This is a genomic window from Agromyces seonyuensis (genome assembly GCF_009789225.1).
Taxonomy (GTDB): domain Bacteria; phylum Actinomycetota; class Actinomycetes; order Actinomycetales; family Microbacteriaceae; genus Agromyces; species Agromyces seonyuensis.
In genome coordinates this window covers 1-25,427 of record NZ_WSTA01000019.1, presented here as the reverse complement: position 1 = coordinate 25,427, position 25,427 = coordinate 1, and the positions used below count along the sequence as shown (strand labels likewise).

Below are 25,427 nucleotides of genomic sequence, written 5' to 3'. Positions count from 1 at the left end.
GGATACGCAGATGTGACCAAGTTGTCCACTAATGTCGCAGGCATGGATGCGACGGACGGGCAGCGCGAGCCGCGGCGGCGCGGTCGGCGACCGGCCGCCGAGGTGCGCGCGGAGGTCCTCGCCGCGACGTCGGCGCTGCTGCACGAGGAGGGCCTGCGCGCAGTGACCTTCGACCGGGTCGCGTCACGAGCACGGGCGAGCAAGACGACGATCTACAAGTGGTGGCCCTCCCCCGGCGCACTCGCGGCCGAGTCCTACTTCGACGAGAGCCGGGCTGCGCTCGAGTTCCCCGACACGGGCGACGTCGCCGCCGACATCCGCACCCAGCTCCGCGCGTTCGTGCGCCTCCTCACCGACCAGGGCGCCGGCCCCGTGATCGCCGAGCTCATCGGCGCAGCGCAGTCCGACCCCGACCTCGCGACCGCGGTCTCGCAGCACTACACGGCCCCCCGGCGCCGACTCGCGCGCGAGTACTTCGGCAAGGCCCTCGACCGAGGCCAGCTCCGCCCCGACGTCGACCACGACCTCCTCGTCGACCAGCTCTGGGGCGCCTGCTACAACCGCCTCCTCGTGCCCGACGCCCCGCTGGACGAGGCGTTCGCCGACGCGCTCGTCACGAACGTGCTGCGGGGGGCGGCATCCGAGGGCTACCGCGGCGCGGCGTCATCCTGGTGAGCCCCCGCACCGGCTCGGCTCAGCGGCGGCGGGTGCCGCTCGCCGCGGGCGCGGTGCTCCAGAGCGCCCAGGCGACGAGCACCGGCTGCAGGAACAGGCGGATGAATCGGGCCCGGTCGGAGCGCAGCATCGGGGCGGGTCGGCCGGTGCGCCACTGGTGCACATTGCCCGGGAACACGGCGACGAAGAAGAGCGCGATGAGCGCCCCGATGCGGTGGCGCTCCTTCGGCAGCCCGACGACCGCGGCGCCGAGCATGAGTTCGGCCGCCCCGGATGCCACGACGACGCCGTCCTTGTCGATCGGCGCGTGGTCGACCACCCAGTCGGGCACGACGATGCGGTACCCCCGCCGCGCCCAGAACAGGTGCGAGAGCCCGGCCGCGGTCAGCAGGGCCGCGAGCAGCCATCGCGCGACGGCCTGGAGCACCTCACCCGCTCCCGGCGATCGGGTCGGGCGGCGGGATGCGGTGCGTCGTCGCGACATCCGCACAGTCTGGCACTCCCCTCCGCCTCGCGGGCCGGACGCGGGCTCGGGTCATGCCGAGAACCCGCGCACGACGCAGGCACCATCGAGTCATCCTCCGAGCCGAACACCGCCACGGAAAACGCAAACGGCGCCCCGTTGGGAACGGAAGCGCCGAATCGTGCTGAGTTCTCAGATCGATCAGCGTGAACTCGCTGATCAGGCCGAAGAGAAGAGCGGAGACGGCGGGATTTGAACCCGCGGTCCCCTTACGGGGACTCCACCTTAGCAGGGTGGTGCACTCGACCGGACTATGCGACGTCTCCAGGTGCCGGCTTGCGCGGGCACGCTCAGTCAGCATACCCGAGCGGGCCCGAAACGACGATTCGAGGATGACCGCGGGTGCGGGCATCCTCGAATCGGTTCGTCGGACCCGGCTCAGCCGTCGTTGGAGACCGAACAGCGCGCCTCGTCGCCGGTCTGACCGATAACGCCGTCGAGCTGCTCCGAGGCTCCCTCGGTCGGGGCGGGTGCCTCCACCGGGGCGACGTAGGCGTCGTTGACGCCGTCGCCGTCGGTGTCGGTGTTGGCGACCTGGTCGGCGACGCCGTCGCCGTCGGTGTCGACATCGGGCACGGGCGCCGCGGGGGTCGTCGTCACCGCGTTGGGGTCGGCCTCCGTCGCGATGGAGGAGTTCGCCTGCGTCTCGGCGTCGAAGGTCACCGGGGTGTCGTTCTGGAGTGCGAGGTTGACGGCCTCCGCCTCGTCGGACTTCGCGATGACCCCGCCCTCGACGTAGCCCGTCGGGTACTGGATGAACGCCAGCTTGGACAGGTCGATGTCGTTCAGCGCCATCGCGATCTGCACCATCGTCAGGGGGCTCTCGAGCGTGCTCGACAGCGTCATGTTCGAGAGTGCGGCCTGGGCGATGCCGTAGAGCGTCGCGGGATTGGAGAGCACACCGTCGCTTTGCAGCTTGCGCGCCAGGGAGGAGAGGAAGACCTGCTGGTTCGAGATGCGGCCCAGGTCGGAACCGTCGCCGACGCCGTGGCGCGTGCGGAGGAACTGGAGCGCGTCGACTCCCTGGAGCGTGTGGTTGCCCGGGGTGAGGTGGATGCCCGTGTACGAGTCGTCGATCTGTTCCGCCACGCAGACCTCGACGCCGCCGACGGCGTCCGACAATCCGATGACGCCGTTGAACTGCACGATGCCGGCGAACGGGATCTCGACGCCCGTGATCTGTTCGACGGTGTCGACGACGCAACCCATGCCGCCGTAGCTGAGCACGGTGTTGATCTTCACCCGGGACAGCGGGGACAGCGTGCTGCCTTCCTCCTCGGGATCGTCGCAGGCCGGCACGGACGTGAACATGTCGCGCGGGAAGCTGACGACCTCGGCGTGGGAGTGGTCCTCCGAGATGTGCAGGAGCATCGTCACGTCGTTGAGGACACCGTCCTCGGTGCCCTCGCCGAACGCTTCGCCCTGCCCCTCGCGGCTGTCGCTGCCGATGACGAGGAGGTTGATGCCGCCGGGGAACGCCCCGACGTCGGGGATGTCCTTCAGCACGTCCTCGTTGCCGAGATCGACCGTCTGGTTGGCCGAGCCTGCGAGGTCGAACGCCGCGTACGCACCGATGGCGCCGACGCCGACGAGTGCCACGACGAGGGTCGAGGCGACCGCCAGGATCGCCGTCCGCCACCCGGAATGCCGCTTCAAGCGGCCGTGCCTGGCGGAGCCGCGGGCTGCGGCCTGGCGGCGCTCTCGCGCCGTTCGGGGGTCGCTCACTCGGGTGCCTTTCGCTTCGGGTCGCAGGCTCCGGCGGGGACGCCGGGTGCGGAGGGCGTGGGATTCGAACCCACGAGGCATTGCTGCCCACCGGTTTTCAAGACCGGCTCCATCGGCCGCTCGGACAGCCCTCCCGGCCCTTCGTCGTCGTCCGCCTCGGCATGCGCCGAGGGCTTCGAACGACGAAGACCGGCCCCGATTCTACCCGAGGCCGGTTTCCAACAGGTTTTCAGCGCAAGCTGGGAAGGCTCTGGAGGATGCCGATGACGGTCCGTCGGCCCCGATCCGAAGCCCCCTGGAGCGCTCAGTAATCGTTTGCGGTCGAGCAGCGGCTCTCGGCGGCCGTCTGTCCGAGCACGTCGTCGGGCAGCACGTCGACGGCGTCCCCGACGACGGGTGCCTGCGTCTCGGGCACCGCGGCCTCGGGAGCGGCCGAGTCCGTCGAGGGCGGCGGTGCGGTCGGCGTCGCCGTCGCGGTCTGGTTGGGATCGGTCGAGGTACCGAACGTCGTGCCGTCCTGCGCGGTCGTGTCGAGCTGCACGGCGACGTCCTGCTGGAGCGCCGCGTTGATCGCGTCCGCCGACGGGCCCGGCACGACCGCGCTGAAGTCGGACGTGTACACCGTCGGGTACTGGATGAAGGCGACCTTGCCGAGGTCGATCGCCTGCAGCGCCCGCGCGATCGAGACGAGCCGGAGCGGGTTCTGCAGTGTCGTCGACAGGGTGAGGTACTGCTCCCCGAGGATCGCCTTGGCGATACCGTACAGCTGGGCCGGGTCGCCGAGCACCCCGCGCTGCTCCATCGTGCGCACGAGGGATGACATGAAGATCTGCTGATTCGAGATGCGCCCGAGGTCGGACCCGTCGCCGACGCCGTGCCGGGTGCGCAGGAACTGGAGGGCGTCCATGCCCTGGAGCGAGTGGTAGCCCGGGGAGAGGTGCACACCGGTGTAGTCGTCGTCGATCTGCTCGGCGACGCAGACCTCGACGCCCCCGATGACGTCGGAGAGGGCGGCCACCGCGTAGAACTCGACGACGCCGGCGAACGGGATGTCGACGCCGACGAGCTGCGACACCGCGTCGACGACGCACGCCGGCCCGCCCGAGTCCAGCACGGTGTTGATCTTCACGTCGTACTGCGCGGGCACGTCGTAGCCGGTCTCCGGGTTCGTGCAGCCCGGCACGTCGATGAGCATGTCGCGCGGGAAGCTCACGACCTCGACGTGGGAGTGGTCCTGCGAGATGTGCAGCAGCATGTTGACGTCGTTGAGCACGCCGGACTCGAGTTCGGGATCACCGAAGGCCCCGTCGGCGGGGCGCTTGTCGCTGCCGAGGAGCAGGAAGGTGAAGCCGCCTTCCATCGCGCCGATGTCCGGCACCGCGGCCGCGACCTGGGCCTGGGTGCCGAGGTCGATGCCGGGGGCGGCGACCACGTCCTGCACGAGATCGACGGCGAGGTACGCCCCTGTCGACGCGATCGCGACGAGTCCGACCGCGACAGTCGACGCCGCGATCTTCCCGAGCGTCCCCCACGGCCCGTGCGCGTGCAGGCGGGCATGCCGCGGCGGCACGAACGCCCCCGCGCGCACGACGTTCTCCGGCGCGTCGAACGCCGCTGCGTCGCCCGTCCCGGTCGCGACGGACTCCGTCGCCTCCGGCCTCGCGCCCCCGTCGCCGGCCGTCTCGCCGCTCTCGCGGTCGACGACGTCGCCGGCATGCCCCTCTGCCAATCGACCTCCCCCGAAATCACGCCTGGTCAGGGCGCGATACTCGGGAGCATAGCGTCCGACGGGCGCTCCGGAAGGGGCGGATGCCTCCGCGGCCTACGGCAGCGTGTCGAGCACGGGCGCCAGGCCCGCCTCGCCGACGGTGCCGGCGACCTCCGTCGCCGCGGCCCGCACCTCGGCCGGCGCCTGCCCCATCGCGACGGCCCGGCCCGTCGATCCGGCCCAGTGGAGCATCTCGAGGTCGTTGCGGCCGTCGCCCGCGACGAGCACCAGCTCGCTCGGGATGCCGAGCCGGTCGCGCACCCGCTCGAGGGCGGTCGCCTTGCTCACGCCGTCGGGGGCGATGTCGAGCCAGGCCGTCCAACCGATCGCGTAGCTGACCTGGTGCAGACCCATCCCCTCGACGAGGCCGAGGAACTCCTCGATCTCGTGGTCGGGCGAGATGACGACGACGCGCGTCGCGTCGACGCCGAGGAGTTCGGCGAACGGCACCTCGCGGGCGTCGTCGAGGTTCCAGTCCTGCATGCCCGCCGTGTAGAGGCGGAAGCCGTCGGGCAGCTCGACCATGAACTTGCCGTTCGGCAGGTGGCCGCGGATGCGCTCGAGCACCGCCGTCGGGTCGAACACCTCGACGTGGACGCGCTCGTAGGCGCCGTCGTCGCCGAGCCCCAACGTCAGGGCGCCGTTGGCGCAGACGACGAAGGCCGGCTCGATGCCGAGGCGTTCGAGCACCGGCTGGGTCGTCGCCCAGGAGCGCCCGGTGGCGAGGGTGACCTCGTGACCGCGGTCGCGGGCTTCGCCGACGGCGCGCACGATCTCCTCGTCGAGGCTCCCGTCCTCGTGGAGGACGGTGCCGTCGACGTCGAGGGCGACGAGCCAGCGCTCCGCCATGCGGTTACTTGCCGCCCCGGCGCGCGACGGGCTCGAGCACCTCGAGGCCGCCGAGATAGGGGCGCAGCACCTCGGGCACGATCACCGATCCGTCGGGCTGCTGGTGCGTCTCGAGGATGGCGACGAGCCAGCGGGTCGTCGCGAGGGTGCCGTTGAGCGTCGCGACCGTCTGCGTCTTGCCGCCCTCGGTGCGGTGGCGGATGTCGAGACGGCGCGCCTGGAACGTCGTGCAGTTCGACGTGGACGTGAGTTCGCGGTACGTGCCCTGCGTCGGCACCCACGCCTCGACGTCGAACTTGCGGGCCGCCGAGGAGCCGAGGTCGCCTGCGGCGGTGTCGATGACGCGGTACGCGAGTCCGAGGTCCTGCAGCATGCCCTCCTGGTAGGAGAGGAGGCGCTCGTGCTCGGCCTCGGCATCGGCCGGGTCGATGTAGGTGAACATCTCGAGCTTGTTGAACTGGTGCACCCGGATGATGCCGCGGGTGTCCTTGCCGCCGGACCCCGCCTCGCGGCGGTAGCACGACGACCAGCCGGCGTAGCGCAGCGGCCCGTCGGCGAGGTCGAGGATCTCGCCCTGGTGGTACCCGGCGAGCGCGACCTCGCTCGTGCCGACGAGGTAGAGGTCGTCGGCCGGCAGGTGGTAGATCTCGTCGGCGTGCTTGCCGAGGAAGCCGGTTCCGGCCATGATCTCGGGGCGCACGAGCGTCGGGGTGATCATCGGGGTGAAGCCCGCCGCGATCGCGCGGTCGAGGCCGAGGTTCATGAGGGCGATCTCGAGGCGGGCGCCCACGCCCTTGAGGTAGCTGAAGCGCGCGCCGGCGACCTTCGCGCCGCGGGGCATGTCGATGGCGTCGAGCAGCTCGCCGAGCTCGAGGTGGTCGCGGGGCTCGAAGTCGAAGGTCGGCTTCTGCCCGACCTCGCGCAGCACGACGTAGTCGTCCTCCCCGCCGGCGGGCACGCCCTCGATGACGAGGTTGCCGAGACTGCCGACGATGCGCTTGAACTCGGCGTCGGCGTCGTTCGCGGCGGCGTCGGCCGCCTTCACCTTGCCGGCGAGCTCCTGCGCCTGGGCGACGAGCGCGGCCTTCTCCTCCTTGGGCGCCTTCGCGACGGTCTTGCCGAACACGTTCTGCTCGGCGCGGAGGGTCTCGAACTCCGAGATCGCGCGTCGGCGACCGGCATCGGCGGCGAGCGCTTCGTCGACGAGTTGCGTGGACTCGCCGCGGGCGGCCTGCGAGGCCTTGACGACGTCGGGATGCTCGCGGAGGAATGCCGGATCGATCACCCGATCGAGTCTACCGGCGCGAGGCATCCTCGCCGTCGGGGTCCGGCGGCTACCCTGGGCGAGTGGCGGAGGCGGGGAACGCGGGAACTGATCCGGGTAGCGCGCAGGAAGCGGCGCGCGACGAAGAGCGCCCGGCGCCGGCCGGGAGCGAGTCGGACGCCCCGCGCGCCGCGATCATCTCGAACCCCTCCAAGCAGGGCATCGACGTGCTCCGCACGGCGGTCGCCGCCGCGGAGGAGCGCCAGGGCTGGGCGCCCTCCCTCTGGATCGACACGTCCGTCGAGGACCCGGGCGTCGGCATGGCCGCCGAGGCCGTCGAGGCCCGCGTGCAGCTCGTCATCGCGGCGGGCGGCGACGGCACGATCCGGGCGGTGGCCGACGGGCTGCGCGGTTCCGGCATCCCGATGGGCATCGTGCCGCTCGGCACTGGCAACCTGTTCGCCCGCAACCTCCGGCTCCCCATCGACGACCCGGCCGATTGCGTCGTGCTCGCCTTCGCGGGCGTCGAGCGGAAGGTCGACGTGCTCGTCGCCGAGGTCGAGCGTGCCGACGGCTCGCGCGAGCGGCACGGCTCCCTCGTCATGGCGGGCGTCGGCATCGACGCGACGATGATCTCCAACACGAACCCCGATCTGAAGCGCCGGGTCGGCTGGCTCGCCTACGTCGAGGGCGGCCTGCGCGCGCTGCCGGCGTCGGCGCCCTTCCGGGCCGCCTACAAGGTCGAGGGCGGCAGCGTCCACCACTCCCGGGTCAGCAGCATCCTCATCGCGAACCTCGGCGACCTGCCCGGCAACATCGAGCTCGTGCCCGATGCGGCGATCGACGACGGACTGCTCGACGTCGTCGTGCTCCAGCCGCGCTCCTGGTTCGGCTGGATCTTCATCTGGTTCCGGGTCTCATGGCAGAACCGCGTCATGCGGCGCAGCCGCCTCGGACGCCAGTTCATCGACCTGACGGGCGGATCGCGCCGCACCGAGATCGTCTACCGACGGGGGTCCGAGGCCCGGGTGCGCGTCGCCGACGGCGTGCCGCAGGAGTTCGAGATCGACGGCGACGCGTTCGGCGAGATCGTCGCGGCGCGGTTCTGGACGGACGCCGGCGCCCTCGTCGTGCGCGTCGAGGGCTGACGAGCGCGCATCGGGGCCCGTGGAGCGCGCCAGGCGGGCGGGTACGATCGCTGCCGTGAACGAATCCCCCGAACCGCGCGATGCGACGGTCGCCGTCGACGCCGGACAGTCCGGCATCCGCGCCCGCTACCGGGGCGCCGACGGCGCCGAGCTCGAGTTCGGGTTCGGCGGCATCCGCACCGACCGGCCCCTCCTGCCGCAGCTCGCCGGCGTGGTCATGGCGGTCGCCGAGGATGCTCCGGAGCCGCTGCGCGACGTCTCCTTCGGCGTCTCGGGCCTCACGCCTGCCGAGGCGAAGGCCGATGAGCTCCTCGAGTCGCTGCGGCCGTTCGGCACCCGCCGGGTGCGTCTCGCGCACGACTCCGTGAGCGCCTACCTCGGCGCCCTCGACACCGACTTCGGCGCCGTCGTCGCCGCGGGCACGGGCGTCGTGACGCTCGGCGTCGGCGCGGGCGGGGTGGCCCGGGTCGACGGCTGGGGCTTCCTCATCGGCGATGCCGGCAGCGGCTACTGGATCGGCCGCGCGGCGCTCGACGCCGTGCTGCGCGCCCACGACGGCCGCGGCGCCGCGACGTCGCTCTCCGGTCCGGTCCTCGCCGAGTTCCCCGACGTCGAGGCGGCGTACATCGAGTTGCAGTCCGATCCCGCGAAGGTCGCCCGCATCGCGCGCTACTCGGCCGTCGTCGCCGAGCACGCTCCCGACGACGCCGTGGCCCGAGGCATCCTCGAGCTCGCGGGCGACGAGATGGCGGGCTCGGTGCTCGCGGCGCTCTCCCGCGTCGGCGAACGCGAGAACCCGGCGCCGAAGGTCCGTGCGATCGGCGGGGTGTTCCGCTCCCCCGACCTGTTCTCGGCCTTCGAGTCCTCGGTGCGCCTCGTCATCCCCGGCGCCGACGTGGCGCGCGAGGAGGCCCGCCCCCTCGAGGGCGTCGCCCGGCTCCCGCACGTGACGCCGGACCACCCGCTCGCGCCGCACGTCGCGGTCGCGGGGGTGCCGCCGGTCGAGTAGGGAGCGAAGCGACCGTATCGAGGCCCCGCACGGCGGCTCGCCAGGTCTCGAGACGCTTCGCTGCTCGACCCGCGAGGGCTCCTCGATCGACGGGACTCAGTCGGCGGCGGGCTCGCCCGAGAGGATGCCCCGCAGCCAGTCGCGCGCCTCGATGAAGACCTCGTCGTCGTGCTTGGCCTCGTACTGCACTGGACGGCCGTCGGCGCGCGGGTACGACCCGAGGAACGTGATCTTCGGGCTGTAGCGGCGCAGGCCGAGCAGGGCGTCCGCGACGCGTTCGTCGTGCACGTGCCCGTCGAGGTCGATGACGAAGCGGTAGCGGTTGAACGCGTCGCCGAGGATCGGGCGCGACTGCAGCAGGCTCATGTTGACGCCGCGCGTCGAGAATTGCTCGAGCATCGCGAGCAGCGAGCCGGGCTCCTCGTCGGGCAGCTCGACGATGACGCTCGTCTTGTCGGCGCCGGTGCGCTCGGGGAGCGCGGTCGACCGGCTCACGAGCACGAAGCGCGTCGCGGCGCCCGGGTCGTCGCCGAGGTCGCGCGCGAGCACGTCGAGGTCGAAGTGGTCGGTGATGCCGGGCGGGGCGATCGCGGCATCCGCGGTGGCGTCGGCGAAGAGGGATGCCGCTGCGGCCACGTTGCTCGACGACGGGATGTGCGCCGAGGCCGGCAGCTCGCGCTCGAGCCAGCCGCGGCACTGCGCGTAGGCCACCGGATGCGCGTTGACGATGCGGACTCGATCGAGCGTCTTGCCGGGCCGAGCGACGAGCACGAACTCGACGGGCACGAGGTACTCGCCGGTGATGCGGAGCCCCGGGCGCGCCGCGAGCGCGTCGAGGGTCGCCGTCACCCCGCCCTCGATGGAGTTCTCGATCGCGATGACGGCGCCGACCGAACGCCCCTCCTGCACGTCGGCGAGGGCTTCGCCGACGTTGTTGACGGGATGCCAGGGCTTGCCGGCCGCGGCGGCCACCTGCTTCAGCGCGGCCTCGGTGAACGTCCCGGCCGGCCCCAGATAGGAGTAGCCGTCGGGTCCGCTCGTCTGTTCCATGCGCTCAACCCTATTCCCGGCCTCACCGGCCTCCCGGTCGGCGGCGGGGCGTAGGGTTGCCGGGTGCACGGTGAATACAAGGTGCCCGGCGGGAAGCTCGTCGTCGTCGACTTCGACGTCGTCGACGGGGTGATCCGAGACTTCCGGCTCGCCGGCGATTTCTTCCTCGAACCCGACGAGGCGCTCGGCGACATCGACCGCGCCGTGAACGGCCTCGCCGCCGGCGCCGACGCGAAGACCATCGCGACGGCGATCCACGACGGCCTGCGCCCCGACGCCGTGCTGCTCGGCTTCTCCCCCGAGTCGGTCGCCGTCGCCGTGCGCCGAGCGCTCACCGACGCCCGCAGCTGGGCCGACTACGAGTGGGAGCTCATCCACGACGACGCGGTCTCCCCCAAGGTCCACCTCGCCCTCGACGAGGTGCTCGCCGGTCGCGTCGGCGACGGCCGTCGCAAGCCGACCCTGCGCATCTGGGAGTGGGACGAGTCGGCCGTCGTCATCGGCTCCTTCCAGTCGGTGAAGAACGAGGTCGACCCCGAGGGCGCCGCGCGCCACGGCTTCGAGGTCGTCCGCCGCATCTCGGGCGGCGGCGCGATGATGATGGAGCGCGGCAACGTCATCACCTATTCGCTCTACGTCCCCGCCGAGCTCGTGCAGGGCATGAGCTTCGCCGACTCGTACGCGTTCCTCGACGACTGGGTGCTCCAGGGCCTGCGGGGGCTCGGCATCGAGGCGACCTACCAGCCGCTCAACGACATCGCGAGCCCGCTCGGCAAGATCGGCGGAGCCGCGCAGAAGCGCCTCGGCAACGGCGGCGTGCTGCACCACGTCACGATGTCCTACGACATCGACAACGCCAAGCTCCTCGAGGTGCTGCGCATCGGCCGCGAGAAGCTCAGCGACAAGGGCATCGCCTCCGCAGCGAAGCGGGTCGACCCGCTGCGCTCGCAGACCGGCCTCTCCCGCGCCGCGATCATCGAGGCGCTCAAGCAGACCTTCACGGTGCTCTACGGCGCCAAGCGCGGCCACGTGCAGCCCGACGAACTGGCCGAAGCGGAGGCCCTCGCGGCCGGCAAGTTCTCGAGCGCGGAGTGGATCGGCCGGGTGCCGTAAGACCGCAGTTCCGCGTCACCCGGACGGGGTACACTCGCCCGGTGGATTGGTGGGGTTACGCGCTGATCGCCGCGGCCCTCGGCGCCTGCGGCTGGTTCGCCGTGCAGCGCGGCTGGATCGACTTGTCCGACAAGCGCAAGTCCACCGGCGGCGGCTCCGGCTCCGGCGTGTTCGGCGCCCTCGACGAGGTCTTCGCGCCCGCCCGCCACGAGGCGCAGGCCGAACTCGACCGCCAGGCGATCCTCCCGGCGCCCGCGCCGCTGCCCGGCGACGACGACCGCGGCATCTCGTTCGCGAGCCGCCCGGCCGCGCGGGAGCACGACCCGGACGACGAGCGCGTCGCACGCGCGGATCGCTTCAAGGGCAGCATCCGGCTCGAGCTCGACCCCGACTGAATCGCCGAGCGAGGCGTTCGGGCGGGGCCGGAACGCCGAAGCGGCCGCCCCGCCGGGATCCGGCAGCGGGCGCGCGCCCGGCGACCGGATGGCATGCTTGACGGATGCCCGTCGAGCCCGAATCCCCGCACGAGACCGCCCGCGCGGTGCTCGCCGCGCTGCCCGACTCGAGCACGACTCTCGCCGTCCTCCGCGCGCCCGCGAATCCGCACCGCGATCGCCCGCGCACCGACCGCAGCGCCCCGTCGACGGCGACGGCGGTCACGGACGTCCTCGGCTCCGGGCCCGCCGGGGTTCGTGCAGCGCTGGCCCGCTACGACGACCGATTCGAGCCGTACCGCGCGGAGCTCGAACCGGTGCTCGACGAGGCCTGGCGCGCGCTCGCGGCCGACGGCACGCTCTACCTGCAGCTCGACTCGCGCGAGGCGCACTACGCGAAGGTGCTGCTCGACGCCCTCGTCGGTCGCGAGCGCTTCTTCAACGAGATCGTCTGGGTGCGCGATTTCGGCGCGGCCGCCGACGACGGCTGGGTCCGCCGCCACGACACGATCCTCGTCTACTGCCGCGACCCGAAGCGGGTGTTCTTCGACGCGAACGCCGTCGACCGGGAGCCGTACATGGCCCCGGGTCTCGTCACGAAGGAGAAGGCGGCGCGCGGCAAGCTCCCGACCGACGTCTGGTGGCACACGATCGTGGGAGCCGTCGACCCGGCCGACCCCGAGCGCACGCCGGACACCGTCCTGCGTCGCATCCTCCAGGCATCCAGCCGGCCCGGCGACCTCGTCGCGGCGCCGTACCCGGCGAGCCGATCCCTCGGCCAGGTCGCCGAGGCGCTCGGGCGGCGCACGGCGCTCGCCCCGGCGTCCGAGGCGGAGCCGGCGGCATCCGCTGCGGCCGCCGCCTCCGTCGTCGTCGTCTGACACGGCGCCGGGTCGTCCGCCCCGGAGCCATGGGAGGATCAGGACATGAAGTTCCGGGTGTTCACCGAACCGCAGCAGGGCGCCACCTACGAGACCCAATTGGAGCTCGCGCTCGAGAGCGAGCGCCTCGGCTTCGACGCGTTCTTCCGCAGCGACCACCTCCTGAGGATGGGGCAGCACGACGGATACCCGGGCCCGACCGACACGTGGGTGACCCTCGCGGGCCTCGCCCGTGAGACCTCGACGATCCGCCTCGGCGCCCTCGTCACGAGCGCGACCTTCCGCCACCCCGGCCTGCTCGCCGTGCAGGTCGCCCAGGTCGACGCCATGTCCGGCGGCCGCATCGAGTTCGGACTCGGCACCGGCTGGTTCGCCGCGGAGCATGCCGCGTACGGCATCCCCTTCCCCGAGCGCCGGTTCGGGATGCTCGAGGAGCAGCTCGAGGTCGTCACCGGCCTCTGGGAGACCCCGGTCGGCGGCCGATTCTCGTTCGAGGGCGACCACTACACGCTCGTCGATTCCCCCGCGCTGCCGAAGCCGGCGCAGTCGCCGATGCCCGTGATCGTGGGCGGCAAGGGACCGCAGCGAACGCCGGCGCTCGCCGCGCGCTTCGCCTCGGAGTTCAATATCCCGTTCCCGGAGTACGAGGGGCAGGTCGCCGACCTCTTCCTGAGCGTCGATGCCGCGTGCGAGGCCGCCGGGCGCGACCCTCGCTCGCTCGGGCGCTCCGTCGCCTACACGACCGTCATCGCCGCGACCGAGGCCGCCTACCGCGCTCGGTGCGAGCGACTCGGCCGCGACCCGGAGGAGCTGCGCGCGAACGGGCTCGCCGGGACGATCGGCGAGGTCGCCGAGCGGGTGTCGCAGCTCGCCGTCGCCGGCGCCGACACGCTCTACCTGCAGATGGCCGATCTCGCCGACGTCGAGACGCTCGAACTCGCCGCCGCCGAGCTGCTGCCCGCCTTCGACGCCTGAGCGCCGCCCGAGCGGATCGGCTCAACGGCCCGGCTCAGCGGGCCGACTCAGGAGGACTGGCGCACGACGAGCGTCGTCGGCAGCAGCGTCGCCGTCGGCGCTTCGCGACCCTCGATGAGGTCGACGAGGATGCTCGCCATCGACGCGCCCATGTCGACCGAGGGCTGGTGCACCGTCGTGAGCGGCGGCACCGCCGTCGCCGAGTGCACGTCGTCGTCGAAGCCGACGACGGCGATGTCCTCGGGGATGGAGAGCCCCGCCTCGCGGATCGCCGAGTACGCGCCGATCGCCATCTGGTCGTTCGCCGCGAAGAGGGCGTCGATCGGCACGCCCCGCTCGAGCAGCCGACGCATGGCGATCGCCCCGGAGGCCGGCGTGAAGTCGCCGAACTCGACGAGCGAGGCATCCAACCCGGCGGCCTCGAGCGCCTCGCGGAACCCGGCGAAGCGGTCGAGCCCCGGCGGCATGTCCTGCGGGCCCGCGATCGTCGCGACGCACGTGCGCCCGCGCTCGACGAGGTGCTCGACCGCGGCGCGCGCTGCGTTGCGGTTGTCGACGTCGACCGTCGGGCCCGCGGACTCGCCGCCGTCGATCGGCCGGCCGCCGAAGACCATCGGGATGCCCGCGTCGACGTACGAGTGGTCGGATTCGTGGTGGGAGACCACGATGCCGCCGTCGACGTTGCCGCCGCGGAGGTAGCGTCCGGTCTTCGTCGGGTCGGCCTCGGACTCGATGAGCATCGTGAGCGTGTAGTCCGTGCGCGCGAGTGCGAGGGCGACGCCCTGCACGACCGACGCGAAGAACGGGTCGGCGAAGACCTTCGCGGCCGATTCCGGCACGATCAGGGCGATCGTCTGCGTGCGCCGGCTCGCGAGCGAGCGGGCCGCGCGGTTGGGCACGTAGTCGAGCTCGGCGATCGCCTGCTGCACCGCGCGGATCGCCTCGGGCTTCACCGTCGTCGAACCGTTCACGACGCGCGACACCGTCGCGCGCGACACGCCCGCCCGGGCGGCGACCGCCTCCAGGGTCGGTGCACCGCTGCTCGAAGCGTCCTCGACCATCACGTCCCCCTCGCCGCGTCGACCGATTCTCCGTGCGCCCAACTTAGCGCGCGCTCACGCGGACGCGGCGGTCGCGCCGACCGATCCGACGCCCGACGTGGCGGCGATGTGCTGCGCGTACCAGAGCGCCGAGTCCTTCGGCGTGCGCTCGAACGTGTCGTAGTCGACGCGGACGATGCCGAAGCGCTTGGCGTAACCCCAGGCCCACTCGAAGTTGTCGAGCAGCGACCACACGAAGTAGCCGCGCACGTCGGCGCCCTGATCGATCGCCGCGCCGACGGCCTCGACGTGCGCCCGGACGTAGGCGAGCCGCTCGTCGTCGTGGATCGCGCCGTCCTCGGACACCTCGTCCTCGTACGCGGCGCCGTTCTCGGTGACGTAGAGCGGCGGCAGGTTCGGGTACTCCTGCCCGAGGCGCACGAGCAGCGTCGTGAGGCCGGCCGGGTGCACCTCCCAGTCCATCGCCGTGCGCGGCAGGCCGCGCGAGGGCGTCGTCACGAACTCGCTGCCGACGAACGGCGACCGGCCGGGCTTGTCGGTCGGGCGCAGCCCGGGGGCCGCGTCGGCGGGCAGCGGATGCCCCGACACGTTGTCGTCGTGGTAGTGGTTCACGCCGAGGAAGTCGATCGGCTGGTTGATCGCCGCGAGGTCGCCCTCGTGCACGAGCGAGCCGAAGTCGTGCTCGCGCACGTCCTCGAGCACGTCGGCCGGGTAGACGCCGAGCAGCAGCGGCTCGACGTACATGCGATTCCACAGACCGTCGATGCGGCGGGCCGCGTCGAGGTCGACGGGGTCGGTCGGGTCGTTCGGCACCGCGTTGGTGAGGTTCAGCGTGATGCCGAGGCGGATGTCGCGCTCCTCGGCCGCGGCGAGTTCGCGCAGCCGCGAGGTCGCGAGGCCGTGCGCGAGGTGCTGATGGTGCAGTGCGGCCAGGCCCGCGCGCGGGTCGGTGAGGCCGGGAGCGTGCTCGCCGCCGGCGTACGCGATGAGCGAGGAGCAGAACGGCTCGTTGAACGTCGTCCAGTGCGTCACCCGGTCGCCGAGCGCCGCATAGGTCGCCTCGGCGTACTCGACGAAGCGCGCAGCGGTGTCGCGGTTCGCCCAGCCGCCCTGCTCCTGGAGCGCCTGCGGCAGGTCCCAGTGGTAGAGCGTGAGCCAGGGCAGGATGTCGGCCTCGAGCAGTTCGTCGACGAGGCGCGAGTAGAAGTCGAGGCCGACGGGGTTGACCGTGCGACCGCCGGGCACGACGCGCGCCCAGCTCGTCGAGAACCGGTAGGACTGCAGGCCGAGGCTGCGCATGAGCGCGACGTCCTCGGGCATCCGGTGGTAGTGGTCGACGGCGCGGTCGGGGGTGTCGCCCCCGGCGACGGCACCGGGCACGCGCGCGTACGCGTCCCAGATGCTGTCCTCCTTGCCGCCCTCGTGGGCGGCGCCTTCGATCTGGGCCGCGGCGGTCGCCGAGCCCCACAGGAACCCCTCGGGGAACACGTTCGTCATCTGAGAGGTCAACCCTTCACCGCACCGGCCATGATGCCGGACACCAACTGCTTGCCCGCCACCACGAAGAGGATGAGGAGCGGGAGGGTCGCGAGCACCGCACCGGCGAGCACGACCGAATAGTCCACGTACTTGGCCGACTGCAACTGGCTGAGCGCCACCTGCAACGTCGGGTTCTGCGGCACGACGAGCAGCGGCCACAGGTAGTCGGTCCAGGCCGTCATGAACGTGAACAGACCGAGGATCGCCATCGCCGGGCGCGCGGCGGGCACGCCGACGTGCCAGAACGTGCGGATCATGCTCGCGCCGTCGACGCGGGCGGCTTCGATGAGCTCGTCCGGGATGACGTCGACGAGGTACTGGCGCATGAAGAACACGCCGAACGCCGTCACGAGGGTCGGGATGATGACGGCGCCGAGGGTGCCGGTCCAGCCGAAGTCCTTCATGAGCATGAAGAGGGGGATGATGCCGAGCTGCGTCGGCACGGCGAGCGTCGCGATGACGAAGACCATGAGGCCCTCGCGGCCGCGGAAGCGGAGCTTGGCGAAGGCGTAGCCGGCGAGCGTCGAGAACACGATCACCGAGAGCGTGATGACGCTCGAGACGATGACGCTGTTGAGCAGCGCCTTCCAGAAGTCGATCGTGTCGAAGACCTCGGCGGCGTTGATCCAGAACTGCCCGCCGGGCAGCAGCGGCGGCCACGTGCTCGTCAGCGCCGACTTGTCGCTCGAGCCGATGACGAACGACCAGTAGAGGGGGTACGCCCCGGCGACGAAGAACACGCCGATGAGGGTGTAGGTGAACCAGCCGGGGCGGCGCTCGATGCCCATCGAGCGCCGCTTGCCGGGCTTCGGCGTCGGCGCGCTCGTGCGCGTTCCACGGTCGACGGTTGCGGCGCTCATGCGTCACGCTCCTCGGGGGTCAGATCGGCGTCGCGCTCGAGCGGCACGGAGGCGCCGGTGCGGGCGGGGGCGCCCGGGATCGCGGAGAGTCGGTCGAGCTCGAGCTCCTGCTCGGTGCGGTAGCGGGCGAGTCGCTTGGCCCGCCGCTTCGAGATGGCGCGGTTCTCGCCGGAGGCGATGCGCCGGGAGAGCCAGAAGTTCAGGAGGCCGAAGGCGACGACGATGAGGAAGAGGATCCAGGCGACTGCGGAGGCCTTGCCGAACTCCTGCCGGTTGAACGCGAGGTCCCAGATGTAGAGCACCGTGGTCTGGTACTGCCGCTGCGGACCGCCGGGGATGGAGCTCGCGGCGTTGAAGAGCTTGGGCTCGGTGAAGATCTGGAGTCCGCCGATGGTGGCGGTGATGATCACGAAGATCATCGTCGGGCGGATGCTCGGGATCGTGATCGAGAAGAACCGGCGCACGGCACCGGCGCCGTCGAGGGCGGCCGACTCGTGGATGTCCTTGGGGACGGCCTGCATGGCCGCGAGGAGGATGAGCGCGTTGTAGCCGGTCCAGCGCCAGTTGACCATGATCGCGATGGCGATGTGCGAGGGGAGGGTCTCGGTCTTCCACATGACCGGGTCGAGCCCGATGGTCGTGAGGATGTTGTTCACGAGGCCGTACTGCTCGCCGAAGATGTTGCTGAAGATCAGCGTCACGGCGACGGGGGTGACGATGTACGGGAGGATCACCGACAGCCGCCAGAACGTCTTCGCTCGGATGTTCTGATCGAGCACCGCGGCGATGACGACGGCCGCGATGAGCTGCGGGATCGCGGACAGCAGGAAGATGCTGAAGGTGTTGAACAGCGAGTTCCAGAACAGCGGGTCGGTGAGCTCGGCGGCGAAGTTGTCGAGGCCGACCCACTCGCCGGGACCCGTGAGCAGGTTCCAGTCGTTCAGCGAGACGACGAACGTGTAGACGAGCGGGAAGAGCCCGACGAGTCCGAAGAGGATGAAGAAGGGCGCGACGTAGAAGTACGGCGAGGCCTTGAGGTCGAAGCGCGAGAGCTTCCGGCGGAATTCGGAACGGTCCTTCGACGGCTTCCCTGCGGGGGCCGGCGCCGCCGGCGCGGACTCCGCCGGAGGGGTGAGTGTCGAGGTCATCTGCTCGCCTGTCTGGGTTCGGGGGGGGTGTTTCGGGGGTCGGGCCCGGCGGATGCTCCGCCGGGCCCGGCCGTTCGTCCGTCTGGCTTACTGCGCGACGAGCTGGTTCAGCAGGTCGATCGCGTGGTCCCACGCGGTCGGGCCGTCGGCCTTGCCGGAGTCGAGCTCCTGGACCGAGGGTCCGAAGACCTGCTCCTGGATGACCGAGTCGTCCGGGCCCTTGTACTGGGCGACGACGCCCTCGGCGCGCGAGCCGAGGATCTGACCGACGGGCGCGTCGTTGAAGAACTCCGTGAGCTCGCTCTCACCGGTCACGCCGGGGTCGGCCTGCGCGGTGGTCGTCGAGGGGAAGGCGCCGGCTGCCTGGAAGGCGGCGACCTGCGACTCGGTGCTCGTGAGGAACGCGGCGAGCTCCGCCGCCTCCTTCGGGTGCTTCGAAGTGGTGGGGACGGTCAGGAACGTGCCGCCCCAGTTGGCCGCGCCGCCGGGGAAGACGTCGGCGAAGTCCCAGCCGGAAGTGGCGTCGCCACCGGCGGCCTCGACGTTGCCCTTGACGTTGCCGAGCATCCAGCCCGGGCAGACGAAGGTCGCGAAGGAGCCGTCGATGAACGCCTTGCCCCCGCCCCAGTCCCACTGGGTCTGGTTCGCCGAGAGGCCGTCGGCTGCACCCTGGGCGAGGAGTGCCCAGCGGGCCTCGAGCTCGGAGTTGCCCTCGACGTTGAGCTCGCCGTCGGACGTGTAGTAGCCCTCGGGGAGCTGGTTGACCATCGAGTTCCAGACGAAGCCGGACTGGTCGTAGAACGCCTTGCCGGTCTTGTCGGTGTACTGCTTGCCGACCTCGAAGAACTTCTCCCAGGTCGCGTCGTCGCCGCCGAAGAGCGCCGCGACGGACTCGCGGTCGCTCGGCAAGCCGGCGGCCTCGAAGAGCGCGCCGTTGTAGCAGAGGCCCTCGGGGCCGATGTCGGTGCCGTAGCCGATGAGGCGGCCGTCCGCGTCGGTGGCCTGCTCGTTCTTCCAGGAGACCTGATCGGCCGAGTTCTCGGCGCCGCCGTACTCGTTGAGGTCGGTGAAGGAGTCGGAGACCTGCATGACCTTGGAGAGCCAGCCCTCTTCGACGGCCTGGACGTCGGGCAGACCCGAGCCGGCGGCCTGCTTGGTCTGCCAGTCGGTGAGCGCGTTGCCGCCCGTGTCGATGTTGGTGGGCTTGATGGTGATGCCGGGGTGGTCGGCCTCGTACTGCGCGTAGAGGTCGTCGAGGCCCATCGTGCCGAAGGTCGTGACGGTGAGGGTGATGTCCCCGTCGGATCCGGACTCGCTACCGCCGGAGGAGCAGGCGGTGGCGAGGAGCGCGATGGAGGCGGCGCCGGCAACGGCCGCCGCGACCTTCGTGTGGCGTGAAAGCTTCACGGTCACTCCTTTGTGAGGTGGGTTGGGAATGTGATCGTCAGGACGCCACATCTCAAGGAGAGAGCGCTCTCACGACTTCGAGTCGAAAACTTAGACGCACGGTTCCGGACTTGTCAAGAGAGCGCTCTCACGAACGGCGTGTCGCGGTCGTTCCCCGCGTGTTTCGCAAGCGTTTCCACCCGTGCCGGAGCTGGGATCGCCCGTCGCCGCCGATCCGGACCACCCGCCCGACGCCGGCGCCCGGTTCGCGCCGAGCGGCGCCGCGTATGATCGACGGATGCCCGAGCGCACTGCCGGACGCGGACCGATCATCGGGATCGTCGCAGCCGTCCTCCTCGTTGCGATCGTCGGGATCGTGTTCTGGTTCGCCGACCCGCCGCAGGCGACGCCCGATTCCGTCGGATCCACCGAGGCCCCGACGCGGCCCGAGCCCGCGACCCCGCCGCAGGCACCGGCACCGGTGGAGACCTTCGACAAGTCCGCCAACTCGATCGACGACCCGAACTCGATCTGGATCGTCGTGAACAAGCTCCGCCCGCTCAACCCCATCGACTACGCCCCCGAGATCGTGTCGGCCAACGTGTCGGGCTACGCCGACATGCGCCCCGAGGCGGCGGCAGCCGTCGAGCAGCTCTTCGCCGCTGCCGAGACCGAGGCGGGTCTGTCGCTCCGCGGCGATTCCGCCTACCGGCGCTACTCGTCGCAGGAGCGGATCTACAACGAGAACCTCGCGAGCCTCGGCCAGGAGGAGACCGAGCGATTGACCGCCAGACCAGGGTATTCGGAGCATCAGACCGGGCTGACGATGGACATCGGCGCGGCCTCCGGCGACTGCTCGCTCGACACCTGCTTCGCGGACACGCCCGAAGGCCAGTGGCTCGCGACGAACGCCTACCGGTTCGGATTCCTATTGCGCTATCCGGCCGACAAGGTCGAGGTCACGGGGTTCCAGTTCGAGCCGTGGCACTACCGCTTCGTCGGCGTCGAGCTGGCGACGCACCTGCACGACACCGGCGTCACGACGCTCGAGGAGTTCTTCGGGCTCCCCGCCGCTCCCGGCTACGCCGACTGACTGATCGGTGACCTGATGCCGTTCGCGAACCTCGGCGCCGACGACCGCTGCCCCTGCGGCACCGGCCTGACCTTCGGGGAGTGCTGCGGGCCGCTGCATGCGGGCGACCGCAGCGCCCCCACCGCGCTGGCGCTCATGCGCTCACGCTTCACGGCCTTCGTAGCCGGCAATACGGGTTACCTGCTCGCGAGTTGGCATCCGTCGACGCGGCCCGCCGCACTCGACCTCGACGAGGACGTGCGCTGGCTCCGCCTCGACATCCTCGACACGCTCGCCGGCGGCCCGTTCGACCGCGAGGGCATCGTGGAGTTCGAGGCGTTCTCCCGCGTCGACGGCGAGCGCCGCAGCCAGCGCGAGCGCTCGCGCTTCCGCCGCGAGCCGACCTGGCTCTACGTCGACGCGGTCTGAGCCGGTCCGACGGCCGGGGTGCGTCGTCGTTCGAGGAGCGGAGCGTCTCGAAGCCAGGTGGGCCGTCTCCCCTGGTCTCGATACGCTCCTTCGTCGCTACTCGACCGACGACGGGGGTTCGGTACTCGACCGACGACGGGGGCGTCGCTACTCGACCGACGGGGCTTCGACGACGAGGATGCTCCGCGGCGGCAGCTCCGCGGAGCCGAGCACGGTGCGGGACGAGCGGCCGTCGGCCGCTCGCGTCGAGTCCGCGAGCACCGCGCCGTCGAGGGCGACCGTCGCCCCGGCATCCGAGAGGTTCACGGCGATCGCGAGCCGCCCGCGATGCACCAGCAGGGTGCGTGCGGCCTCATCGACCTCGACCTCGGTCGCCGCGAAGGACGGGTCCGTGAGCTCCGGCCTGGCCTTCCGCAGGGCGATGAGCTCGCGGTACCAGGCGAGCATCCGGGAGTGCGCGGTGCCGTCCTCCCCCGCCGGGTACGGCTCCGACCAGTCGAGCTTCGACCGGCGGAACGTCTCGGGGTCCTGCGGGTCGGGCACGACCGCGGGATCCCAGCCCATGCGCTCGAACTCGGCGATACGGCCCTCGGCGGTCGCCTTCCCGAGCTCGGGCTCGGGGTGCGAAGTGAAGAACTGCCACGGCGTCGTCGCCGCCCACTCCTCGCCCATGAAGAGCATGGGGGTGAACGGCGAGAGCAGCGTCAGCGCGGCCGCGATCCTGAGGCCACCGTCATCCACGCTCGCGCTGAGCCGGTCGCCGACGGCGCGGTTGCCGATCTGGTCGTGGTCCTGATCGAAGACGACGAGCCGCCACGTCGGCGTGCGCTCCGTGTCGATCGGCCGGCCGTGGATGCGACCGCGGAAGGTCGAGCGCGTCCGGGCATGGAAGAACCCGCCCTCGAGCACGTCGGCCAGCGCCGACAGCGGGGCGAAGTCGGCGTAGTACCCGACGGTCTCCCCCGACACGGCCACGTGCACCGCGTGGTGGAAGTCGTCGCTCCACTGGGCATCCAGGCCGTACCCGTTCGCCTCGCGCGAGCGGATGAGCCGCGGATCGTTGAGGTCCGACTCCGCGATGAGCGTCAGCGGTCGGCCGACGTGCGCCGAGAGCGCGTCGACGCGCTCGGCCAGCTCCTCGAGCAGGTGCACCGCCCGGTGGTCGACGAGGGCGTGGACGGCGTCGAGCCGCAGGCCGTCGACGCCGTACTCGCCGAGCCACATGAGCGCGTTGTCGATGATGAACGCGCGGACCTCGTCGGAGTCGGGCCCGTCGAGGTTCATCGACGCGCCCCAGGTGTTCGCCCGTCCCTCGTGCAGGTACGGGCCGAACTCGGGCAGGTAGTTGCCCGAGGGCCCGAGGTGGTTGTAGACCACGTCCTGGATGACCGCGAGCCCGCGCTCGTGGCACGCGTCGACGAAGTGGCGGTAGCCGGCCGGCCCGCCGTAGGACTCCTGCACGGCGTACCAGAGCACGCCGTCGTAGCCCCAGTTCCACTCGCCGTTGAAGGCGTTCACCGGCAGCACCTCGACGAAGTCGACGCCGAGGTGGACGAGGTGGTCGAGCCGCGCGATCGCCGCCTCGAAGGTGCCCTCGGGCGTGAACGTGCCGATGTGGAGCTCGTAGACGATCCCGCCGGCGAGCTGCCGCCCCGTCCACCCGCCCGCGCGCGGCACTGCGGGCAGGGGCTCGATCGTCGGCTCGACGCGGGACAGGCCGTGCACCCCGTTCGGTTGCCGCCGCGAGCGGGGGTCGGGGCGGGGCGGGGCAGCGTCGTCGATGAGGAAGCCGTAGTCGCGGCCCTCCCCCTCGGCGCTCCACCAGCCGCCGGTCCCGGCCGTCATCGGGATGCGCGCGCCGTCGAGCTCGAGGGTCATCCGGCCCGCCCGGGGCGCCCACACGCGGAACCCGGTCATCGTCGCTCCCTCCGGGCGTCCGCCGGATCCGGTCCCGCCCCGCCGTCCACCGGGGCGAGCAGCGCCACGGGGTAGCGGGCGAACAGGTCGGCGACGCGCAGCACGTCGTGCTCGTACTCGAGCCCCGTCAGCACGTCGGTGTGCCGCGCGGCGATGCCCGGCAGGGTCACGGTCGTCTCGCCCCAACCGCCGCGCTCGGCGAGCCCGCGCGGGAAGCGGGTCACGAGGGTCACGGCCCCGCCCCGGTCGAAGCCGAGCAGGTGGTCGGCCGCCGGGCCGTCGGCCGCGACGGGCGAGTAGCCGGTGAAGAGCTCCGGATGCGATCGGCGCAGACGCAGCGCGCGGCTCGTCACGAGCAGCTTCGTCGCGCCCGACTCGTCGACCTCCGGCAGCCAGCCGGTGTCGAGGCGCGCGAGGAGGGCGCGACGCTCGGCGAAGTCGACGGGGCGACGGTTGTCGGGGTCGACGAGCGAGCGTTCCCACAGCTCCGAGCCCTGGTAGACGTCGGGGACGCCCGGCATGGTGAGCTGCAGCAGCTTCGCGGCGAGCCCGTTCGAGCGCCCGGGCTCGGCGAGCATCCCGACGACTTCCGCGACGAGCCCCGCGACCCGCTCGTCGTCGTAGACCGCGTCGACGAGCGAGTGCACCCGCTTCTCGAAGTCGGCGTCGGGATCGTTCCAGTCCGTCGAGTCGCCCGCCTCGCGCGCGGCCTTCTCGGCGTAGGCGTGCAGGCGCTCGCGGGAGATCGGCCACGCCCCGACGACGGCCTGCCAGAGCAGGTGGTCGAAGGCCCCGTCGCCCGTGCCGACGAGTGCCTCCAGCACGCGGAGGTAGGCGACCCAGTCGGCGGCAGCGGCCGGCTCGGCGATCGCGTCGATGCGGGCCCGCACGTCCTCGCCGCGCTTCGTGTCGTGCGTCGAGAGCGTCGTCATCGAGTGCGGCAGCGTCTCGAAGCGCCGCCGCTGACGTTCGTGGAAGCCGTCCGTGTCGATCGCGAACACGGCGGGGTCGCCGCCGACCTCGGTGAGGCTCGTAAGCCGCGAGTCGCGGTAGAACGCCCGGTCCTCGACGCCCTTGGCCATGACCATGCCGCTCGTCTGCTGGAACCGGATCGCCGCGGGCTCCGAGGGGTCGAGCAGGCGCGGCACGATGCGGTCGAGCTCGGCCTCCAGGTCGGGCCGTTCGCGCAGCGCCGCATCGGCGGCCCACTCCAGGTGCTCCCGTCCGAACGGCAGGTACGAGCGGTAGACGGGGAAGCCCGTCAGCAGTTCGGCGAGCGCGTCGACGACCGGTTCGCCGTGCTCGGGGCCGTCGAGCTCGCGCGCGAGCCGCAGCACCTCGGAGCGGAGCAACCCGTTCGCGACGCCCCGCTTCGTGTCGCGCACGAGCTCGGCGTGGTCGAGGTGGTCGACGTCCTCGCGCAGCTCCGCGTCGAAGTCCGTGAGCAGCGGCTCCCCCGCCGGGTCGATGAGCACGCGGTCGACGTCGGCGAGCGCGTCGTAGCCCGTCGTGCCGTCGGCCGCCCACGCCGGCAGCGCCTCGTCGCCCTCGAGGATCTTCTCCGCGAGCACGTAGACGCCGCCGGTCGCGTCGGCGAGCGCGGCGAGGTAGCCGATCGGGTCGCGCAGTCCGTCGGGGTGGTCGATGCGGAGGCCGTCGGCGAGGCCGTCGCGCACCCAGCGCAGCACCTCGACATGGGACTCCTCGAACCAGCGCGGGTCCTCCACGCGCACCGCCGCGAGCGTGTTCACCCCGAAGAAGCGCCGGTAGTTGAGGAAATCATCGGCCCAGCGCCAGTCCATGAGCGCGTAGTGCTGCCGGGCGTGCACGGCGATCGGATCCTCGCCGACCTCGCTCGCCGTGCCCGCGGCGACCGGGAAGCGGTGGTCGAAGTAGGCCAGTTCGAACGAGCCGTCGTCGGCCGTCTCGAGGCGCAGTTCGGCGAGCGCGTCGGACGATCCCAGCACCGGGATGCGGAGCTTGCCGGCGCCGAAGTCCCAGTCGATGTCGAAGGCCCCCGCGAACTCGGACTCCCGGCCCTTCGCGAGCACGTCCCACCACCACGCCATGTGCCGCGGCGTCGCGACGCCCACGTGGTTCGGCACGAGATCGACGAGGATACCGAGGCCCGCGCGCCGCGCCGCCGCCACCAGCGCCTCGAGGCCGCCCGGCCCGCCGCGCGCGGGGTCGACCCGGCGGTGGTCGACGACGTCGTACCCGTGGTTCGAACCGGGCTCCGCCTCGAGCAGCGGCGAGAGGTACACCCAGTCGACCCCGAGGCTCGACAGGTACGGCACGATCGCCGCGACCTGGTCGAGGTCGAACTCGGCCCGCACCTGCACTCGGTACGTGGATCTCGGAATCAGTCGCATCGGGTCCCCCTCCCTGCGCCGTGGCGCGTCCTAGTCGCTCGCGCCGGAGTCGGTCGTGCCGGGTTCCGCCCCGCTCGGCTCGGTCGCGCCGGGCTCGGTTCCGCCGTCCGCAGCGGGATCGACCGCCGGCGTCGCCCCCGTGACCGCCGCACCCGAGGCATCCTTCGCCCGCCGCGGTTTCGACGCGCGCGGCGCCGGAGCCGAGCCCGCCGCGGTGCCGGCCGAGGCG

The 25,427-nt window shown here is 71.8% G+C and carries 22 protein-coding genes and 2 tRNA genes; 9 read left to right on the top strand and 15 right to left on the bottom strand.

The features are described from left to right. Positions 1-42: 42 nt before the first annotated feature. Positions 43-675, top strand: coding sequence for a TetR-like C-terminal domain-containing protein (locus GB864_RS06055; RefSeq protein WP_160423450.1), 633 nt, complete (start codon positions 43-45; stop codon positions 673-675). A gap of 19 nt (positions 676-694) precedes the next feature. Here GB864_RS06055 and GB864_RS06050 read toward each other — a convergent pair whose 3' ends face one another. The 7 genes from GB864_RS06050 to serS all read right to left on the bottom strand — a co-directional run bounded on the left by GB864_RS06050 (position 695) and on the right by serS (position 6,825). Continuing rightward, positions 695-1,159, bottom strand: a complete 465-nt coding sequence (locus GB864_RS06050) for a DoxX family protein (RefSeq protein WP_202107017.1) — start codon at positions 1,157-1,159, stop codon at positions 695-697. Positions 1,160-1,375: 216 nt separating this feature from the next. Then, a tRNA-Ser gene (locus GB864_RS06045) sits at positions 1,376-1,464 on the bottom strand. A 112-nt stretch (positions 1,465-1,576) separates the two neighbouring features. Further along, positions 1,577-2,854: an LCP family protein gene (locus GB864_RS06040; RefSeq protein WP_160423449.1), complete on the bottom strand. Its 1,278-nt coding sequence runs from the start codon at positions 2,852-2,854 to the stop codon at positions 1,577-1,579. Between the two features lie 118 nt (positions 2,855-2,972). Beyond that, positions 2,973-3,057, bottom strand: a tRNA-Ser gene (locus tag GB864_RS06035). A 170-nt stretch (positions 3,058-3,227) separates the two neighbouring features. Then, positions 3,228-4,652, bottom strand: coding sequence for an LCP family protein (locus tag GB864_RS06030; protein WP_160423448.1), 1,425 nt, complete (start codon positions 4,650-4,652; stop codon positions 3,228-3,230). A 93-nt stretch (positions 4,653-4,745) separates the two neighbouring features. Further along, positions 4,746-5,540: an HAD family hydrolase gene (locus GB864_RS06025; protein WP_160423447.1), complete on the bottom strand. Its 795-nt coding sequence runs from the start codon at positions 5,538-5,540 to the stop codon at positions 4,746-4,748. A gap of 4 nt (positions 5,541-5,544) precedes the next feature. Further along, on the bottom strand, positions 5,545-6,825 hold the full coding sequence (gene serS / locus GB864_RS06020; RefSeq protein WP_160423446.1) for a serine--tRNA ligase: 1,281 nt from the start codon (positions 6,823-6,825) through the stop codon (positions 5,545-5,547). 62 nt (positions 6,826-6,887) lie between these two features. Here serS and GB864_RS06015 point away from each other — a divergent pair, with 62 nt between their 5' ends. Beyond that, a complete protein-coding gene (locus GB864_RS06015) occupies positions 6,888-7,952 on the top strand; it encodes a diacylglycerol kinase family protein (RefSeq protein ID WP_160423445.1) in 1,065 nt (354 codons plus the stop codon). 55 nt (positions 7,953-8,007) lie between these two features. Beyond that, positions 8,008-8,961 (top strand): BadF/BadG/BcrA/BcrD ATPase family protein, encoded by a 954-nt coding sequence (locus GB864_RS06010; protein WP_160423444.1) that lies wholly within the window; start codon positions 8,008-8,010, stop codon positions 8,959-8,961. Positions 8,962-9,057: 96 nt separating this feature from the next. Here GB864_RS06010 and pheA read toward each other — a convergent pair whose 3' ends face one another. Continuing rightward, a complete protein-coding gene (gene pheA, locus GB864_RS06005) occupies positions 9,058-10,011 on the bottom strand; it encodes a prephenate dehydratase (RefSeq protein WP_160423443.1) in 954 nt (317 codons plus the stop codon). A gap of 63 nt (positions 10,012-10,074) precedes the next feature. On the opposite strand from pheA, the gene GB864_RS06000 reads away from it, so the two are divergent. The 4 genes from GB864_RS06000 to GB864_RS05985 all read left to right on the top strand — a co-directional run bounded on the left by GB864_RS06000 (position 10,075) and on the right by GB864_RS05985 (position 13,414). Continuing rightward, positions 10,075-11,124 carry a lipoate-protein ligase LplAB gene (locus tag GB864_RS06000; protein WP_160423442.1) on the top strand — a complete coding sequence of 350 codons (1,050 nt, stop codon included), beginning with the start codon at positions 10,075-10,077 and terminating at the stop codon, positions 11,122-11,124. Between the two features lie 41 nt (positions 11,125-11,165). Further along, the gene (locus GB864_RS05995; RefSeq protein ID WP_160423441.1) at positions 11,166-11,519 is read left to right on the top strand and encodes a hypothetical protein; all 354 of its coding nucleotides are present in this window, start codon (positions 11,166-11,168) and stop codon (positions 11,517-11,519) included. Between the two features lie 104 nt (positions 11,520-11,623). Continuing rightward, positions 11,624-12,439, top strand: a complete 816-nt coding sequence (locus tag GB864_RS05990) for a DNA methyltransferase (RefSeq protein ID WP_160423440.1) — start codon at positions 11,624-11,626, stop codon at positions 12,437-12,439. Between the two features lie 45 nt (positions 12,440-12,484). After that, positions 12,485-13,414 carry an LLM class F420-dependent oxidoreductase gene (locus GB864_RS05985; RefSeq protein ID WP_160423439.1) on the top strand — a complete coding sequence of 310 codons (930 nt, stop codon included), beginning with the start codon at positions 12,485-12,487 and terminating at the stop codon, positions 13,412-13,414. A gap of 47 nt (positions 13,415-13,461) precedes the next feature. Here the strand turns inward: GB864_RS05985 and GB864_RS05980 are convergent, their stop codons facing one another. The 5 genes from GB864_RS05980 to GB864_RS05960 form a co-directional block, all read right to left on the bottom strand. Next, positions 13,462-14,475, bottom strand: a complete 1,014-nt coding sequence (locus GB864_RS05980) for a LacI family DNA-binding transcriptional regulator (RefSeq protein ID WP_160423438.1) — start codon at positions 14,473-14,475, stop codon at positions 13,462-13,464. A 54-nt stretch (positions 14,476-14,529) separates the two neighbouring features. Continuing rightward, a complete protein-coding gene (locus tag GB864_RS05975) occupies positions 14,530-15,972 on the bottom strand; it encodes a glycoside hydrolase family 1 protein (protein ID WP_160423437.1) in 1,443 nt (480 codons plus the stop codon). An 8-nt stretch (positions 15,973-15,980) separates the two neighbouring features. Further along, complete coding sequence (locus GB864_RS05970; protein ID WP_160423436.1) at positions 15,981-16,874, bottom strand: carbohydrate ABC transporter permease; 894 nt, start codon at positions 16,872-16,874, stop codon at positions 15,981-15,983. After that, a complete protein-coding gene (locus GB864_RS05965) occupies positions 16,871-18,022 on the bottom strand; it encodes a carbohydrate ABC transporter permease (RefSeq protein WP_160423435.1) in 1,152 nt (383 codons plus the stop codon). The genes GB864_RS05970 and GB864_RS05965 overlap by 4 nt, the downstream gene beginning before the upstream one ends. Positions 18,023-18,109: 87 nt before the next feature. Beyond that, positions 18,110-19,429 carry an extracellular solute-binding protein gene (locus GB864_RS05960; RefSeq protein ID WP_160423434.1) on the bottom strand — a complete coding sequence of 440 codons (1,320 nt, stop codon included), beginning with the start codon at positions 19,427-19,429 and terminating at the stop codon, positions 18,110-18,112. 277 nt (positions 19,430-19,706) lie between these two features. Between GB864_RS05960 and GB864_RS05955 the strand changes: the two genes are divergently transcribed. Together GB864_RS05955 and GB864_RS05950 are read left to right on the top strand one after the other, a co-directional pair. After that, the gene (locus tag GB864_RS05955) at positions 19,707-20,501 is read left to right on the top strand and encodes a M15 family metallopeptidase (protein ID WP_160423433.1); all 795 of its coding nucleotides are present in this window, start codon (positions 19,707-19,709) and stop codon (positions 20,499-20,501) included. Between the two features lie 15 nt (positions 20,502-20,516). After that, complete coding sequence (locus GB864_RS05950; RefSeq protein WP_160423432.1) at positions 20,517-20,909, top strand: YchJ family protein; 393 nt, start codon at positions 20,517-20,519, stop codon at positions 20,907-20,909. A gap of 147 nt (positions 20,910-21,056) precedes the next feature. Here GB864_RS05950 and treZ read toward each other — a convergent pair whose 3' ends face one another. After that, a complete protein-coding gene (gene treZ, locus GB864_RS05945; RefSeq protein WP_160423431.1) occupies positions 21,057-22,826 on the bottom strand; it encodes a malto-oligosyltrehalose trehalohydrolase in 1,770 nt (589 codons plus the stop codon). Continuing rightward, a complete protein-coding gene (treY, locus tag GB864_RS05940; protein ID WP_160423430.1) occupies positions 22,823-25,198 on the bottom strand; it encodes a malto-oligosyltrehalose synthase in 2,376 nt (791 codons plus the stop codon). Before treY ends, treZ begins: the two co-directional genes overlap by 4 nt. Positions 25,199-25,427 lie beyond the last annotated feature (229 nt).